15 protein-coding genes are annotated in these 16,810 nt (G+C 64.5%); 10 read left to right on the forward strand and 5 right to left on the reverse strand.

Translation table 11 applies throughout. The features are described 5' to 3' along the window. The first annotated feature begins 333 nt into the window (after positions 1–333). The 7 genes from hutH to hutG all read left to right on the forward strand — a co-directional run bounded on the left by hutH (position 334) and on the right by hutG (position 8,578). Complete coding sequence (gene hutH, locus PQR32_RS35085) at positions 334–1,857, forward strand: histidine ammonia-lyase (RefSeq protein WP_207915640.1); 1,524 nt, start codon at positions 334–336, stop codon at positions 1,855–1,857. Between the two features lie 25 nt (positions 1,858–1,882). Further along, a complete protein-coding gene (gene hutC, locus PQR32_RS35090) occupies positions 1,883–2,578 on the forward strand; it encodes a histidine utilization transcriptional repressor HutC (RefSeq protein ID WP_012432558.1) in 696 nt (231 codons plus the stop codon). A 62-nt stretch (positions 2,579–2,640) separates the two neighbouring features. Further along, positions 2,641–4,329, forward strand: coding sequence for a urocanate hydratase (hutU, locus tag PQR32_RS35095; RefSeq protein ID WP_408238318.1), 1,689 nt, complete (start codon positions 2,641–2,643; stop codon positions 4,327–4,329). Between the two features lie 2 nt (positions 4,330–4,331). Beyond that, positions 4,332–4,970, forward strand: coding sequence for a HutD/Ves family protein (locus tag PQR32_RS35100; RefSeq protein ID WP_408238321.1), 639 nt, complete (start codon positions 4,332–4,334; stop codon positions 4,968–4,970). A 97-nt stretch (positions 4,971–5,067) separates the two neighbouring features. Further along, complete coding sequence (hutI, locus tag PQR32_RS35105; protein ID WP_408238324.1) at positions 5,068–6,291, forward strand: imidazolonepropionase; 1,224 nt, start codon at positions 5,068–5,070, stop codon at positions 6,289–6,291. A gap of 8 nt (positions 6,292–6,299) precedes the next feature. Beyond that, complete coding sequence (locus tag PQR32_RS35110; protein WP_408238327.1) at positions 6,300–7,706, forward strand: formimidoylglutamate deiminase; 1,407 nt, start codon at positions 6,300–6,302, stop codon at positions 7,704–7,706. A gap of 56 nt (positions 7,707–7,762) precedes the next feature. Next, complete coding sequence (gene hutG, locus PQR32_RS35115) at positions 7,763–8,578, forward strand: N-formylglutamate deformylase (protein ID WP_408238330.1); 816 nt, start codon at positions 7,763–7,765, stop codon at positions 8,576–8,578. Between the two features lie 269 nt (positions 8,579–8,847). On the opposite strand, the gene PQR32_RS35120 is transcribed toward hutG, so the two are convergent. Further along, positions 8,848–8,985 (reverse strand): hypothetical protein, encoded by a 138-nt coding sequence (locus PQR32_RS35120; protein ID WP_408238333.1) that lies wholly within the window; start codon positions 8,983–8,985, stop codon positions 8,848–8,850. A gap of 335 nt (positions 8,986–9,320) precedes the next feature. Between PQR32_RS35120 and PQR32_RS35125 the strand changes: the two genes are divergently transcribed. Then, positions 9,321–9,986 (forward strand): hypothetical protein, encoded by a 666-nt coding sequence (locus PQR32_RS35125; protein ID WP_408238336.1) that lies wholly within the window; start codon positions 9,321–9,323, stop codon positions 9,984–9,986. Between the two features lie 27 nt (positions 9,987–10,013). On the opposite strand, the gene PQR32_RS35130 is transcribed toward PQR32_RS35125, so the two are convergent. Next, entirely contained in the window at positions 10,014–10,574 is a 561-nt protein-coding gene (locus PQR32_RS35130; RefSeq protein WP_408238339.1) for a hypothetical protein, read from the reverse strand. A gap of 108 nt (positions 10,575–10,682) precedes the next feature. Between PQR32_RS35130 and PQR32_RS35135 the strand changes: the two genes are divergently transcribed. Both PQR32_RS35135 and PQR32_RS35140 read left to right on the forward strand, forming a co-directional pair. Next, complete coding sequence (locus PQR32_RS35135) at positions 10,683–11,594, forward strand: helix-turn-helix domain-containing protein (RefSeq protein WP_408238342.1); 912 nt, start codon at positions 10,683–10,685, stop codon at positions 11,592–11,594. Then, on the forward strand, positions 11,591–13,504 hold the full coding sequence (locus tag PQR32_RS35140; protein ID WP_408238345.1) for a DUF3857 domain-containing transglutaminase family protein: 1,914 nt from the start codon (positions 11,591–11,593) through the stop codon (positions 13,502–13,504). The genes PQR32_RS35135 and PQR32_RS35140 overlap by 4 nt, the downstream gene beginning before the upstream one ends. 55 nt (positions 13,505–13,559) lie before the next feature. On the opposite strand, the gene PQR32_RS35145 is transcribed toward PQR32_RS35140, so the two are convergent. The 3 genes from PQR32_RS35145 to pdxY form a co-directional block, all read right to left on the reverse strand. Next, a complete protein-coding gene (locus PQR32_RS35145) occupies positions 13,560–14,711 on the reverse strand; it encodes a branched-chain amino acid ABC transporter substrate-binding protein (protein WP_408238348.1) in 1,152 nt (383 codons plus the stop codon). A 418-nt stretch (positions 14,712–15,129) separates the two neighbouring features. Further along, positions 15,130–15,591, reverse strand: a complete 462-nt coding sequence (locus PQR32_RS35150) for a hypothetical protein (RefSeq protein ID WP_408238351.1) — start codon at positions 15,589–15,591, stop codon at positions 15,130–15,132. A gap of 281 nt (positions 15,592–15,872) precedes the next feature. Next, positions 15,873–16,739, reverse strand: coding sequence for a pyridoxal kinase PdxY (gene pdxY, locus PQR32_RS35155; RefSeq protein ID WP_408238354.1), 867 nt, complete (start codon positions 16,737–16,739; stop codon positions 15,873–15,875). Positions 16,740–16,810 lie beyond the last annotated feature (71 nt).

Raw genomic sequence — 16,810 nt, forward strand, 5'->3', positions numbered from 1 at the left:
CGCGGCTCGCCTTGGCACGCGGGCTTTTTTGCGTCACAAGCAGCCTCTCCTATAACGCTCTTATAGACAGCGAAGCGCGCCGGTTCGCGGGCGAAATTTTTTTGTCCGCCTCGCACCTGCCTTTTTTAACGTGTATATACAAGTTGAGATCCGTAGCGCCTGGCAGACGGTCCGCAGCGCGCGGCCGCCGGAAATCACGGCAGTGGCAAGGTCCAAGCCAAGCCTGCATCCCGCCCTAATGGAAACCCCTGGGCCAAAACCTCAAAAAACAAGTTGTATATACAAGCCGACGTCGCTAGACTTCTCTCAAATTGTATAGACAGGACGACAACCATGATGAATCTGAAGCCCGGCCACCTGACCCTCCCGCAACTGCGCCAGATCGCTCGCGAACATGTCGCGTTGCAGCTCGATCCCGCCAGCCATGCCGCGATCGACGCCTGCGCGCAAGCCGTCGCCGATATCGCCGCAAAGGGCGAGCCGGCCTACGGCATCAACACGGGCTTCGGGCGCCTCGCCAGCACGCATATCCCGCACGACCAGCTCGAACTGCTGCAACGCAATCTGGTGCTCTCGCACGCAGTCGGCGTGGGCGAGCCGATGTCGCGTCCGGTCGTGCGTCTGTTGATCGCGCTGAAGCTCTCGAGCCTCGGCCGTGGTCACTCGGGCATCCGCCGTGAGGTGATGGAAGCGCTGATCACGCTGTACAACGCCGACGTGCTGCCGGTCATTCCGGTGAAGGGCTCGGTCGGCGCATCGGGCGACCTCGCGCCGCTCGCGCATATGTCGGCAACGCTGCTCGGCGTCGGCGAAGTGTTCGCCAAGGGCGAGCGCATGCCGGCCACCGAAGGCCTCGCGCTCGTCGGCCTCAAGCCGCTCACGCTGCAAGCCAAGGAAGGTCTGGCGCTGCTGAACGGCACGCAGGCTTCGACCGCGCTCGCGCTCTACAACATGTTCGCCATCGAAGACCTGTACCGCACCGCGCTGGTGTCGGGCGCGTTGTCGGTGGACGCGGCAATGGGTTCGGTCAAGCCGTTCGACGCACGCATTCACGAACTGCGCGGCCACCAAGGCCAGATCGACGCTGCCGAGGCATACCGCTCACTGTTGCAAGGCTCGGGCATCAACGTCTCGCACGCCGATTGTGACAAGGTGCAGGACCCGTACAGCCTGCGCTGCCAGCCGCAAGTGATGGGCGCGTGTCTGGATCAGATGCGCCACGCCGCCAACGTGCTGCTGCTGGAAGCGAACGCCGTCTCCGACAATCCGCTGATTTTCCCGGACACCGGCGAAGTGCTGTCGGGCGGTAACTTCCACGCCGAGCCGGTCGCTTTCGCCGCCGACAACCTCGCGCTCGCCGTCGCTGAAATCGGCGCGCTGGCCGAACGCCGCATCGCGCTCCTGATCGACGCGACGCTGTCGGGCCTGCCGCCGTTCCTCGTGCGCGACGGCGGTGTGAATTCGGGCTTCATGATCGCTCACGTCACGGCCGCCGCGCTCGCTTCGGAAAACAAGACGCTCGCGCATCCGGCTTCGGTCGACTCGCTGCCCACTTCCGCGAATCAGGAAGACCACGTGTCGATGGCGACGTTCGCTGCGCGCAAGCTCGGCGACATTGCGGAAAACACCGCGAACATTCTGTCGATCGAGTTGCTCGCCGCCGCGCAAGGCGTCGATCTGCGCGCGCCGCATAAGACCAGCCCGAGCCTGCAGAAAGTGATGGACGCAGTGCGCAAGGACGTCGCGCATTACGAGCTCGATCACTATTTCGCACCGGATATCGCGGCGGTCACGCGCCTCGTGCAGGACGGCACGATTGCGAAGCTGAGCCCGTTCTCCTTCGTGTCCGAACAGTAAGCAGTCAGCCAGGCAGAACAAGCCAATGAACGCACCGGCCTATCAGGGCATCAAGGACTTCATCCTCGCGCGCATTCATGCGGGCGAATGGGGTGAAGGCGACCAGGTGCCCTCCGAAAACGAGCTCGCGCGTGAATTCAACGTGGCGCGCATGACGGTCAACCGAGCGTTGCGCGAGCTGACCTCGGAGCAGGTGCTCACGCGTGTGCAAGGGTCGGGCACCTTCGTGGCCCGTCCCAAGTACGAATCGACGCTGGTGGCGATCCGCAGCATCTCCGACGAAATCGTCGCGCGCGGTCATCGCTATCAGGCGAACGTGTTGCACATCGGCGCGAGCATCGCCGACGAAGCGCTCGCCGAGGAGATGCAGGTGAGCGCGGGCAGTCCGGTGTTTCATTCGCGTGTGCTGCATTTCGAGAACGACGAGCCGGTGCAACTCGAAGAGCGCTGGGTCAATCCCGCGGTCGCTCCCGAGTACGCGCTGCAGGACTTCACGAACACCACGCCGAATCAGTATCTCGTGCGCGTCGCACCGCTGCAGCGGGTCGAGTACCGCATCGAAGCATTGGCCGCTGATGGCGATACGCGCGAGTTGCTGACCATGGACGAACTCGAGCCGTGCCTCGTGCTGCATCGGCGCACGTGGTCGCAAAGCCAGGTCGCTTCGATCGCCAATCTCTGGCATCCCGGCAGCCGTTATCGCTTCACCGGACATTTCTGACACCGCCGTTTTTGCCGTACCCGAATCTTTTTCGACCATCTTCAAGCATTCCGAGGGCCATCATGAACAACCCGAAACACATCGACCCGCGTCTCGATCCCACCCGCACGATTCGCGCACCGCGCGGCGCGGAAAAGACCTGCAAGACCTGGATCGCGGAAGCCGCGTACCGGATGATCCAGAACAATCTGGATCCGGAAGTCGCCGAGCATCCGCATGCGCTGGTCGTGTACGGCGGTATCGGCCGGGCCGCGCGCAACTGGGATTGCTTCGATCAGATTCTCAAGTCGCTCAAGGATCTCGAAGAAAACGAAACGCTGTTGATTCAATCGGGCAAGCCGGTCGGCGTGTTCCGCACGCATGCCGACGCGCCGCGCGTGCTGCTGGCGAATTCGAATCTGGTGCCGCATTGGGCGACGTGGGAACACTTCCACGAACTCGATCGCAAGGGCCTGATGATGTACGGCCAGATGACGGCGGGCAGCTGGATCTACATCGGCAGCCAGGGCATCGTGCAGGGCACCTACGAGACGTTCTTCTCGGTGGCGAACCAGCATTTCAACGGTGATCCGTCGGGCCGCTGGATTCTGACGGGCGGCTTGGGCGGCATGGGCGGCGCGCAACCGCTGGCAGCGACGATGGCCGGCTTCTCGATGATCGCGGTGGAATGCGACGAGACGCGTATCGACTTCCGTCTGAAGACGCGTTACGTGGACAAGAAAGCGGCGACGCTCGACGAGGCGCTCGCCATGCTCGAGGAAGCGAAGAAAGCAGGCAAGCCGGTGTCGATTGGCCTGCTCGGCAACGCAGCGGATGTGTTCGCTGAATGCGTGACGCGTGGCATCACGCCGGATTGCGTAACCGACCAGACCAGCGCGCACGATCCGATTCACGGCTACCTGCCACAAGGCTGGAATGTCGAAGACTGGCGCGAGCGTCAGAAAACCGTGCCGGACAGCATTGTGCTGCCGGCCAAGCAGTCGATGGCCAAGCAGGTGCAAGCCATGTTGACGCTGCAGGAGCGCGGCGCGGCCACGCTCGACTACGGCAACAACATCCGTCAGATGGCGCTGGAAATGGGCGTGGAAAACGCCTTCGATTTCCCGGGCTTCGTGCCGGCGTATATCCGCCCGTTGTTCTGCGAAGGCAAGGGCCCGTTCCGCTGGGTCGCGCTGTCGGGCGATCCGGAAGACATCTACAAGACCGATGCGAAGGTCAAGGAACTGATCCCCGACGATCCGCATCTGCACAACTGGCTCGACATGGCGCGCGAACGTATCGCGTTCCAGGGCTTGCCGGCGCGGATCTGCTGGGTCGGCGTGAAGGATCGCTATCGTCTGGGCCAGGCGTTCAACGAAATGGTCAGGAACGGCGAGCTGAAGGCGCCGATCGTGATCGGCCGCGATCACCTCGACACCGGTTCGGTGGCGAGCCCGAATCGCGAAACCGAATCGATGAAGGACGGTTCGGACGCGGTCAGCGACTGGCCGTTGCTCAACGCGCTGCTGAATACGGCAGGCGGCGCCTCGTGGGTCTCGCTGCATCACGGCGGCGGAGTCGGTATGGGCTTTAGCCAGCACTCGGGTGTCGTGATCGTTGCGGACGGCACGGATGCGGCGAAAGAGCGCCTCGGCCGCGTGCTGTTCAACGATCCGGCAACCGGCGTGATGCGTCACGCGGATGCGGGTTATGAACTCGCGCAGGAAACGGCCCGCGAGGCAGGCCTCAATCTGCCGATGCTGGCCCGCTGATCGTGCCGCTTCACAGCACGCTTGTCGGCAGCGGGGCAACCCTCACGCTGATTCGCGGCGCCGACCTCGTGGCGGCGCCGTGGAAGAACGGCGGCGGCGTCACGCGCGAAGTGGCCGCGTTTCCCGAACGCGCGGGGCTCGATGCCTTCGTGTGGCGGGTGAGCGTTGCCGACGTCGCGCAAGCCGGGCCGTTTTCGCGCTTTGCTGGTATCGATCGCACGCTCGTGTTGTTGTCGGGCGCGGGCATGTTGCTCGATGAAGTGGACGGTGCGCAAGGTGCGCACGGCGTGAAGACCCACGCGTTGACGCAAGCGCTCGACATGGCCCGTTTCACCGGCGAGGCGCAAATCGACGCGCGGCTGGTCGACGGCGCGACACGCGACTTCAACCTGATGGTGCGGCGTGACGCGGCGCAGGGTGAAGTAGAAGTATGGCGCGGCGCAACGCAACGCACGCTTTCCGCCGACGCAGTCCTCCTGTATTGCGCGGAAGGGTCGGTGTCGGCCGCACCGGGCGACGCGCGAGCGCTGTCGCTCGACACCGGCGACACGCTGCGCATCGACACGCCGAACGCGCTTTCATGCGCAGTTGAAGGCGAGGGCACGTTGCTCGCAATCAGCATCCGCTACACGCAACGATGACGACGATTCGCGTGTGTGCTCGCCGCATATGGCACCGCAGTCACGGCGCACGCACGCGAACCACCACAGACACGCAACAAGCTGCAAAGAGCACGCGATGAAGCAAACCGTCTGGCATCACCTGAAACTTTGCCCGCAGGGCGATCCCCAACACACGCTGCCCGACGCCGCGATCGCCGTTGAAAACGGCACGATCGTGTGGCTTGGCGCGGCTTCCTCATTACCCGCCGACTACGCCGCATGGCCGCGTGAAGATCTGCACGGCGCGTGGGTGACGCCGGGTCTCGTCGATTGCCACACGCATCTCGTGTACGGCGGGCAGCGCGCGGACGAATTCGCGCAGCGCCTCGCGGGCGTCAGCTATGAAGAAATCGCGCGGCAGGGCGGCGGTATCGTCTCCACGGTGCGCGCCACGCGTGCCGCCGACGAAGCCTCGCTGTTCCGTCAATCAGCCGCACGCCTCGAACCCTTGCTTGCCGAAGGCGTGACCACGGTCGAGATCAAATCCGGCTACGGCCTCGACCTCGCCAGCGAGCGCAAGATGCTGCGCGTCGCGCGTCAATTGGGCGAGCGCTATCCCGTGACCGTCTACACGACGTTTCTCGGCGCGCACGCGTTGCCGCCCGAGTTCGCCGGCCGCGCCGACGCGTACATCGACGAAGTCTGCAACACCATGTTGCCCGCGCTCGCCGGCGAAGGCCTCGTCGACGCGGTCGACGTGTTCTGCGAGCGCATCGGTTTTTCGCTGGAACAAAGCGAGCGCGTCTTCGAGGCGGCGGAGCGTTACAAGCTGCCGGTGAAAATGCATGCCGAGCAGTTGTCGAACGGCGGCGGCACGGCACTCGCGGCGCGCCATCATGCGCTGTCCGCCGATCACCTCGAATTTCTCGACGAAGCCGGCGTCGCCGCGATGAAGGACGCCGGCACGGTGGCCGTGCTGCTGCCGGGCGCGTACTACTTCATCCGCGAGACGCAGTTGCCGCCGTTGGAATTGCTGCGGCGCTATCAGGTGCCGATCGCGATTTCGACCGACAGCAACCCCGGCACGTCGCCCGCCACCTCGCTGCTGTTGATGATGAACATGGCCACCACGCTGTTCCGCATGACGGTGCCGGAAGTGCTGCAAGGTGTGACGTCGCACGCGGCGCGCGCGCTCGGCAAGGCGGATCGCCACGGCTCGCTGGAAGCGGGACGCGCGGCCGATTTCGCGGTGTGGTCGGTCGACTCGCTGGCCGAGCTGGCTTACTGGATTGGACGTCCGCTGTGCGCGCGAGTCGTGCGCGCGGGCGAGACCGTTTATACGCGGCGTGAATTGAGCTAGGGCCTGAGATGACTGAACCGCACAAGCAATCGAATCAATCGCTATTCGCCGAGCATGCGTACCTGCCGGATGGCTGGCGCCGCAACGTGCTGCTGGAGTGGGACGCAAACGGCACGCTCACCGCCGTCACGCCCGATACGTCGACGCCGCCCGCCGGCGTGCGGAAAGCCGCTGGTCCGGTACTGCCTGGCATGCCGAATCTTCATTCGCACGCATTTCAGCGCGCGATGGCCGGCCTCACTGAATATCGTGCATCCGGCGCGGGCGCCACGGATAACTTCTGGAGCTGGCGCGACCTGATGTATCGCTTCGCCGCGCGCATCACGCCGGAAGGCCTGGCGAGCGTCGCGCAGTGGCTGTACATCGAAATGCTGAAGGCGGGCTATACGTCGGTGTGCGAGTTCCATTACGTGCATCACACGCCGGAAGGCAGCCGTTATGCGAATCAGGCGGAACTCGCGCAACGCGTGGTGGATGCAGCATCGGCGAGCGGCATCGGCATGACGATGCTGCCGGTGCTGTATCAGTACAGCGGTTTCGGTTCGCGCGCGCCGCGTGAGGATCAGCAGCGTTTCATCAACACGCCGGAGAGTCTGCTCGATCTGCTCGGCACGTTGCGCGCGGCGCGTCCCGAAACTGCCGCGTTGCGATATGGCGTGGCGCCGCATTCGCTGCGCGCCGTATCCGCGGATTCGTTGCGTGCGCTGCTCGGCGGCATCGAGGGCACGGCGCCCGTTCATATCCATATCGCCGAGCAGACCGCCGAAGTCGACGCCTGCCTCGAAACCGAAGGCGCGCGTCCGGTGCAATGGCTGCTCGACCGTTTCGATGTCGACAGCCGCTGGTGCCTCGTGCACGCCACGCACGTCGACGCGAACGAAACGCTGGCGCTCGCGAAGAGCGGTGCGGTTGCCGGATTGTGCCTGACTACCGAGGCCAATCTCGGCGACGGCATTTTCCCGGCACAGGAGTATCTCGATGCGCACGGGCGCATCGGCGTGGGCTCGGATAGCCATATCGGCGTCGACTGGCGCGCGGAACTGCGTTTGCTCGAATACGGCCAGCGTCTCACGCGCCGGCAGCGCAACGTACTGGCGTCGGCGCAGGCCACGCATGTCGCGGACCGTCTCTTCGACGCCTCGCTCGAAGGCGGCGCGCGCGCGACGGGCCGAGCGGTCGGTGCGCTGCAACCCGGCCGCCGCGCCGATTGGCTCGTGCTCGACGCGGATCACTCGAGCATCGCCGAGCATGCGCCGGACGCCTGGCTCTCGGGCGTTGTATTCTGCGAGCATGGCGAAACGCCGATTCGCGACGTCTACGCGGGTGGCGACAAGGTCGTCGATAACCGTCGGCATCGCGATGAGGAGGGCGCGTACGCGCGCTATCGCGTGGCGCTGGCGGACCTGCTCAAATGAGCGGCGCGCGTTGACCTGCTGAACTGATCCTTCGATCCTATCGCTTCCGGACTGACATGACTGCTTCCAACACTCCGCCGGTTTTCTCGCTGCATCGGGGAAGCCTGCCGTTCCTCATTTCGATTCCGCATCTGGGTACGCAAATCCCGGCCGACATCGCCGCGACGATGACGCCCGTCGCGCAGCGCACCGACGATTGCGACTGGCATCTGGACCGTCTCTATGCGTTCGCGAAACGCATGGGCGCGTCGATTCTCGCGCCCACCTACGCGCGTTACGTGATCGACCTGAACCGTCCGCCCGACGGCGCGAATCTGTACCCGGGCCAGGACACGACAGGTCTGCTGCCGGTCGATACGTTCGACAAGGAACCGTTGTATCTCGACGGCCATCTGCCGGACGACGCCGAAGTCGCGCGCCGTCGCGAGGCTTACTGGAAGCCTTACCACGAGGCGCTGCAAGGCGAACTCGCGGCGCTGAAAGCGAAACACGGCAAGGTGCTGCTGTGGGAAGCGCATTCGATCCGTTCGCATGTGCCGCGTTTTTTCGAGGGACGTCTGCCCGATTTCAACTTCGGCACCTCGAACGGCGCGAGCGCGGTGGCGGGCTTGGCCGAGGAGATGGCGGCTATCGTCGAGCGATACGACGGCGGCTATACGGCTGTCGCCAACGGCCGCTTCAAGGGCGGCTATATCACGCGCGAGTATGGCCAGCCGTCGGAAGGCGTGCATGCCTTGCAACTCGAGCTTTCGCAGATCACGTATATGGAAGAGCACATGCCGTATGCGTACGACGAAACCCTGGCTGCGAAAGTCGAGCCTCTGCTGGAAGCGCTGGTCGTGAAGGCACTGGAGCGCGTCAAGGCCGCGTGACGCGCGTGTCGTCGCCCGTCCTCTTTCCGTCTTTTCCACGCGATGCACGGTGCCGCGCAAGTTGCGCGGAGCCGTGTCCGCGTCGGCCGACACCGCAAAGGTGTAACAGCATGTGTCCGTGATTGCATGCTGCCGTTTTCGCGCAGAACGTATATAGCGCGTTGAAGAAATCTGCCTGCTGCGCGTCGACTGGATGGCGAAAAAAAGCCCCGCATTTAACGGGGCTTTACGATGTGCCGTGCCGTGCCGGTCAGGGCCTGGCACCGCCATTAATGGCAGCGTTTTTCCCAGTGATGATGAACGCGCACCTTGTGGCACTCGGCGTGATGATGCTCATAAGCTTGTGCGGGAGCGATGGCGCTCAGGGCTGCAACGGCTGCGGCGATGGCGAGGACGATCTTCTTCATTACAAAATCCTTAAATCAGTGTTGGGGTACAAACGGTGCAGCACGGGGCGTGCCGCGACCGCCTGCAAGCATGCCACATTGCGCGCGCGCAGCGGAGGAACGCTGAACAAATGCAGGTGTCAATTCACAACGACGATCGTCGTGCGCCGCCACCGGCAATGGATAGCGGGCAATGGCGCGTAATAGCGCAGTGGCGTGTAATTACGACAGATCGACGCTCACGCAATGGCATGCCGGGATTGCGCGCCATGCGGTGAAGCGGCTACCCTTTCAAAACGATAACGCGCGAGTGGCGCGTGATCTCTACATCGGGCAAAAAGATGGATGACCCAGCGATGGAAGATTCCGACGAATTGCTGCTCCCGGTCTGGCGAGCAAACCTGGTGCTGTTGACCCGCGAAGTCGGCGCGGCGACGCGACTTGCGCGCATGATGACCTTCTCCGCCAGCTATCTGAAACTCATGTTGTCCGGCCAGCGCGAATTCAGCGAGGAATTCGTGCGCGGCATCGAAGCGGTCACCGGACTGCCGGGCGGCTGGATGAACGTGCCGCACACCGAGCACGACATCCCACCCAACGCGCGTGAAGCGATCGACAACGAACAGCCGCTCGCGCGGTTTCGCGGCACGGCGCATCCGGTGCGAAAGAAGACGGTGCTGCGGCCGCCCGAGCCCATTTTCGGTCAGCCGGGGCCGGCCAAGCGTGTCGAGGAAGAAATCCTCGACGCGGAAGCGCATCGGCGTCAGGCGCACTTTCGCAAGGTCCGCGACGTGGCGATTCAGGACGTGCGGCGTTTCGAGCGGCATCTGACTCACGCGCCGGTGGAGGTGGCGACGATGCGTGCCAAGGTGGAAGACGTGATCGCCGCCGCCGATCTCGACGACCCGATCCAGGCCGATCTCGCGGGACGGCTCGAGCAGATCGAAAAGCATCGGCATCTGCTGCTCAGGCACGTCGAGCGATTGCAGGCTTTGCTCGGGCAACTCGGTGAAACGGAGTGATGCAGCGAGTCGCGAGCCAGCGCTCGCTTACGTAGGCTGAGACGAGCTCCTGCGGCGGGCGTGAAACTCGGCCTCGAGTGTCCACGTCAGGCCGTCCTGCGCGAGCGCCACGCCGGTCCAACGGAACGAATCCGGCGTGATGTCGGTGAAGTTCCATCGAATCGGCGTGCCGTCGGCGTGTGTGCCGATCTGCACGAGATGCTCGCCGATACGACGGCCCACCAATTCGTCACGCTGACCGGTCCGCGGATTGATGTACGTGACCCGCCATGCCCGCAGCGCCGGGTCCCAGACACGCAAGGTCGTGCCGTACGTCGCGTCGCCGGCCGTCGGCGAGTCGCATGGGTCGGCGAGCGGCGGCATGATCCAGACGTCCTGCACGGCGCGGCCTTCCAGCACCCAGCCGAAATGAATTTCGCCGCGGCGGCGCGCGCTGCCCAGGTCGACGCGGTAATGCACCACGTCCATGTCCCAACTGCCGATCAGCCAGCCGTAGAGGTCGTCGGCGGCGGCGATGTCCGTGGCCCGCGCGGGCGCGCTCAGGGCGGCGTGAAAGCCGCTGTCGAGGTTGTGCTCCAGTCTTTTCATGGTGTGCGCTCCTTCGGTGCATAGTGGGATCGGCATCGGCGGAGTCAACGGAAACGCGCCGGCCGCCGATGTGCTAAAACCACGATACGGACTCAGCCGAGGTGCATCTTGGGGAAAATTGCCGTCACGCTGCAACAGGCGCTGGCCCGCCGCGAACAGGAAGGCGCGCGCGGCGGCACATCGGCGCGTGCGCTAGCCGGTGGCGCGGGATGGGCCGTCGAGGATGTCCTATGCACCTTCGGCCCGCGCGACCAGCCATTCGAGGAGCGGCACAGCGGCGTATGCATCGCGATGGTGGTGGCGGGCTCGTTCGGCTATCGCGCGGCGACCGGCCGCGAGTTGCTCACGCCCGGCGCGCTGCTGCTCGGCAACACGGGTGATTGTTTCGAATGCGGGCATCGGCATGGCGCGGGGGACCGTTGCATCGCGTTTCACTACGCGCCGGCATACTTTGAAAGGCTTGCCGTGGATGCGGGTCTGGCAAGCGGCAATATGCAATTCAAACGCGCGCGTTTGCCGTCGCTGCGTGCGCTGTCACCGTTGATCGCGCGGGCATGTGTCGGCGCAAGCGCGAGCGCCAACGGTCCGGGTGCAGCAGCATGGGAAGAACTCGCCGTCGAACTGGCCGCCGCGACACTGCAGGCGGCCGGCGCCTCGACGCGTCCCGCCGCGCCCGCCAGCGCCACGGCGTGTTCGCGCGTCGCGCAGACCGTGCGGCTGATCGACGACACGCCGGGCGCGCCGCATTCGCTCGCGAGCCTCGCGGCCGCCGCGGGCCTGAGCGAGTTCTACTTCCTGCGCACGTTTCAGCGCGTGACCGGCGTGACGCCGCATCAATACCTGTTGCGGGCGCGTTTGCGCGCCGCGGCGCTGCGTCTTCAGGACGGCGGCGCGAAGGTCGTCGATATCGCGTTCGATTGCGGCTTCAACGATCTGTCGAATTTCAATCACGCGTTTCGCGCGGAGTTCGCTTCGAGTCCGCGAGCCTGGCGCGCGCGGGACAGGGCGCGGCGCACATGACGCGGTGCGTGGCGTTTTTTCTCAGGCTGGCTTGTGGGTCGGCGCTAGGCGCGTGCCTCGCGGTCAGCGCGTTCGCCGACGACAATGCGTCCGCCGCATCCGGCGACGATCACGCGCCTTCCACGATCGAGCGCGACGTCCATCTCTTCACGATCCAGAAAGACGGCTCCGTCGAGGAACACGACGACACCGTTTTGCGCGCCAACACGACGAGCGGCGTCGACGATATCGCGCAACGCTACGTGTGGTTCAACAAGGACATCGAGCAGGTGCAGTTGCTGGCCGCCGAAACGATCGACGCGGACGGCGCCGCGCATCCGGTCGGTCCCGAGGCGATTCGCGACGTGCAGGAGCCGCGCTCGGCAGGCGCGCCGAGTTTCGAGGATGGGGTGTTGCGCACGGTGATCTTCCCGGGCGTGGAGCCGGGCTCGCGCGTGCACCTGGCGTTTCGCAAGACGCGCACGCGGCCCTTACAGGCGGGCACCTTCGCGTATCTTGTCGAACCGACGCGCGACCCGGTCGAACTGCAACGCCTGATTTTCGATCTGCCCGCCGACGTGCCGCTCTATGCCGACGCGCGTGGCTACGTCGCCGTGCCGCCGGTTACGGCAAACGGCCGAACGCGCTACGAGTTCGACTACCAGCACGGGCCGTATGCGCCGCTCGAAGCGGGCGCGGTCGGCTACGCGAACTGGGGCGACCGCCTGATGGTATCGACGGTGCCGGACTTCGCGAATTTCGCCGCCCGCTATCGCGGGCCCGCTGCCGACGCGACGACGGGCGATCCGGCGATTGTCCGCCTCGCGCAAGCGCTGACTGCCGGCACCGACGATCCGCGCGTAAAAGCGCAACGGCTATACGACTGGATGCGTTTGAATATCCGCTACGTCGCCTTGTTTCTCGGCGAAACGGCGGCGATTCCGCACAAAGCGATCGACATCCTGCGCAACCGCTACGGCGACTGCAAGGATCACGTCGCGCTCTACGGCGCGTTGCTGGCCGCGGTCGGCATCCGTAGCGAGGCGGTGCTGCTCAATCTCGGGCCGTACTACAGTTTGCCCGGCGTGCCCGGCTACGGCTCAAGCGCGATCAATCACGCGATTGTCTGGATTCCTGAGTTGTCGTTGTACGCGGATACGACGGCGGGCGGCACGGCTTTCGGTTATCTGCCGCCGAGCGTGATGGACCGGCCGGTATTGCTGGTCGGCGAGGGCGTGCTGTCGCGAACGCCGGCCACTCAGTTGCGCGAACGCAGCGCGCGCGTGCAGATCGACATCGATGAAAGCGGAGCGGCGAATTACGCATACCGCGCGGAGGACGCGGGTTTTACCGCCGAGATCGAGCGCAACACGTTTCGACGCGCGACGCGGCAACGCACGCAGCAGATCGCCGCGAACCGTCTATTGCAGACGGGTTTGCACGGCACGACGCAATTGCGCACGGCGGAGCTCAGCGCCACGAATGGACCGTTCGCCACGTCGATGCAGGGAAAGGTGGAGCACTTCGTGTGGACTGACGGCACCACGGCGGTGCCGGCCTTGACGAGTTTTTCCGGCGGTACGGGCTCGCAGGTGCAGGCGTGGCTCGCGGAGCCTGCGAGGACTCAGCCATGGACGTGCATCGGCGGAGAGTTCGACGAGACCTTGGAAATGACGCTGCCGCGCTTCGTGCGGGTGACGGATTTGCCGTCCGACACCGCGGTGCAAGACCGCTTTCTGACCTTTTCATCCAGCTACGTCTACGATCCGGTCGCGCGGGTCCTGCAGGTCAGGCGGCACCTGCGCGCCGCCTTTGGCCATCAGATGTGTTCCGCGAGTGAGTTCGCCGAGATGCACGACGATCTCGTGCGAATCGAACGGGATCTCGAGGCCGAACTGGTGGTCAAGGCCGCCAATTCGAAAAACCCGTAGCGATTGCGCCGGCACGGGCGCAAGCATCGAAACCCGTGCCGGGATCAAACGTGGCTTAACTCCCGCTCTTGGTCACGATGGGCACCCACGCTCCATTCTTGATCTGGTAGAGCGTCGATGCGCCGCTCTTCAACGCGCCGGTGTTGTCGAAGGAAATCTTGCCGGTCACGCCTTCGAAATCGATGGCCTTCAGCGCGGGCCGGTAGTCGTTCGGCGAACTGGACCTGGCCTTCTGCATCGCCTTGATCGCGGCCCATGCGCCGTCATAGCCGAACGGCGCATAGGACAGGATATCCACCCCGAAGCGCTTCTTGAATTTCGAGGAGAAATCCTTGCCGCCAGGCAACTGCGCGAGTGGCCGTCCATATTCCCAGGCCATCACGCCTTCAGCAGAATCGCCGGCCAGCTTGATGAAATCCTGATCCATCACGCCGCCGCCGCCCACCAGTTGCGCGTTCATGCCCAGTTGCTTCATGCGCTTGGCAAAGCCCGCGGCCTGCGTGTCCAATCCGCCGAAGAAGATCAGATCGGCATTGGTCGATTTGATCTTGGTGATCTGCGTGCTGAAATCGACCGCTTTGTTGTCGGTGTACTCACGCGTCACGATGTTGCCGCCGTGCGCTTTCACCGCTTTCTCGAACTCGTCGGCCTCGCCCTGGCCGAACGCGGTCCGGTCGTCGATGATCGCGATGCGTTTGGCCTTGGTCACTTCCACGGCATACACGCCCGCGTTGCCGGCGTTCTGCGCGTCGGTGGAAATCACCATGAAGGTGTTTGCGAAGCCGCGTCCGGTGATGATCGGATTGGTGGCGGCCGGGTCGATCACCGGAATGCCGGCCTGCTCGTACACCTGCGAGGCGGGAATCGTCGTGCCCGAGTTGAAGTGGCCCACCACGGCCGACACGCCCGCGTCGACCAGCTTCTGCGCAGCCTGCACGCCGATGCGCGGGTCGGCCTGGTCGTCTTCGGAGACGATCTGGAATTGGGCCACCTTATCGCCGATCTTGATCTTTTGCGCGTTGGCTTCCTCGATCGCAAGCCGGACGCCGTTCTCCAGGTCCTTGCCGTAGCCGGCGTTGGCGCCCGTCAGCGGCGCGGCAAAGCCGATCTTCACCGGCAGGTCGTCGGCGTAGCTGGCCGGCGGCACGATGGCGAAGATAGCGCCAACGAACAGGGCAAGCGGTTTCAGCGTGTAGCGAAGACTCATGGTCTCTCCTTCCATCGACAGTTTCAGGTTGTGAAAGCGGCAAGGCAGTAACGCTGGATCGACGCGCAAGCATGGACTTCGCATGGCGCGCATCGAGAGACTACGGACGATCGGTCGCTTTGAACAATGCGGGAATGCGCGCACTTGCGTTCGAGCGGCGGTCAATCTGGCGCGAATATAGAAAGCCAATTTGCCGCCGTCTTGGCAGTTCGAGGCGCTTTGAATGAGCATTTCGGCATAGCCGGCGCAGCGCGTTCGCTGGCGGCGTGTCAGTGCCGGCGCGCGGGTGCGCATTGCGGCATATGCTTAAGAGACCGGCGCGAACGCACCGGCCGTGATTGCGGCGCAGCGGCGGGAGCGAACTCGCGCCTGCGTAATGCGCCGAGGTAAAGCTTGGCTGTGAGCTAAAGCCGGGCGCTCAGTGCTCGCCTTGCTGGCGCAACAATTCTTCGCGCAGACGCAGCAGCGGCGCCTTGGTATCGTCGTCGGCCCAGGTGTCGAGGTCGTCGATAGCGCGCTGGCAGCCGTCGAGCACGAGGTCGAGATCGACCGGCACACCGTTGTTCAGCGCGAACTCGATGGTCTCGGCGAACTGCTGGCATTCGTCCTCGCCGTACGAGATGTCGAGGTTGTCGGCGATCACTTCGGCGATATTGCTGCGCGCCTTGTCGTCAGCCGTCACCATGTCGACGATGCCGCGCGCGACGGCCGGCGAATAGTACAGCGCGATGTCGAGCCACTGCGCGGGATCGAAGTCGGCTTGGTCGAACTGGCTCTCGAAGAACTCGATCGCTTCCTGTTCGTGCGTCTCGTCAGCGTCGACGCTGATGCACAACTGCTCAAAATATTCTTCCCGCTCGCTGCGGATATAACCGTCCATCGATGCCTCGTCTGCTGAATGCCGGATGCCTGAAAAGTGCGGTGTGGGCGGGCAGGTGCCTCGTCCACGCGGCACGCATTATAGGACGGGCGGCTGACAGTCGAGAGATGCGGCGCGAATCGACTGCCACGAGGCGCACATTACGGATTGCCTGCGTTGCGCAAAAAAGTGCCTTGGGGACACGGGATGATCCGACGCACGTTACGCGTTCAGGCGCGGCGACCGCAGCCCACGACGATGACGCGCGCCGCGTTCCGCACAAGATGCGTCAAACACGCCACCTACGCCGTATCCGCCACCCAGGCATCGAACCACTCGCGCGGCTGTGCGATTTCATTTTGCGCGGCCACCAGTTCGAGCTCATAGCGGCCGGCCTGCCAGGTCGTCTTCACCACCGCGTTCACCGCAGCCAGCGTGTGCTCGAAGGCCGCGCGAATCGAATCGCCGAGCAGCGTACGCGCGACGAACACCGCGCTCGTCAGGTCGCCTACCCCCACCGGTTGCCGCGCGAACGGATAGAGCGGGCGTTGCCCCATCCACGATTCGCGTTCGGTGACGACCAGCATGTTGAAGCGGTCGGCGGGACTGTTGCGATCGAGCAGATGTTTGACCAGCACCAGCTTCGGCCCGCGCGCGATGAGTTCGCGGCATGCCGTCACGGCTTCTTCCAGCGTCTCGATCTCGCGGCCCACCAGGCGCTGCAATTCGGTGTGGTTCGGCGCCATCGCGTCGGCCATCTCGGGCATGATGCGCACGAGAAATTCCTGGATGCCCGGCTCGACCTTGCAGCCGCTCGCCGCGCCCATCACCGGATCGCAGAAGTACCAGGCGCGCGGATTGGCGGCCTTCACGGCCTTGACGATTTCCAGCACCGACTGCGCCTGTTCGGGCGTGCCCAGATAGCCGGACAGCACGGCATCGCAGCGCGGCAGCATGCCGATCGCGCCGATGCCGTCGACCAGATCTTCCATTTGCGAGCCGTCGATCGCGCTGCCGGTCCAATGGCCGTATTGCGTGTGGTTCGAGAACTGCACGGTATTGAGCGGCCAGACGTTGACGCCGAGCCGACGCATCGGAAACACGGCCGCGCTATTGCCGGCGTGACCGAAGACGACATGTGACTGGATGCTCAGAACGCTTTTCGTCATGGTGTGGCCCGCGCAAACGGGTATGCGCGATCAATGAAAACGGGAAAGGTGCGCCGCGGCGGCGATCCGGC

Source organism: Paraburkholderia dipogonis, assembly GCF_046027395.1.
Lineage (GTDB): Bacteria > Pseudomonadota > Gammaproteobacteria > Burkholderiales > Burkholderiaceae > Paraburkholderia > Paraburkholderia dipogonis_A.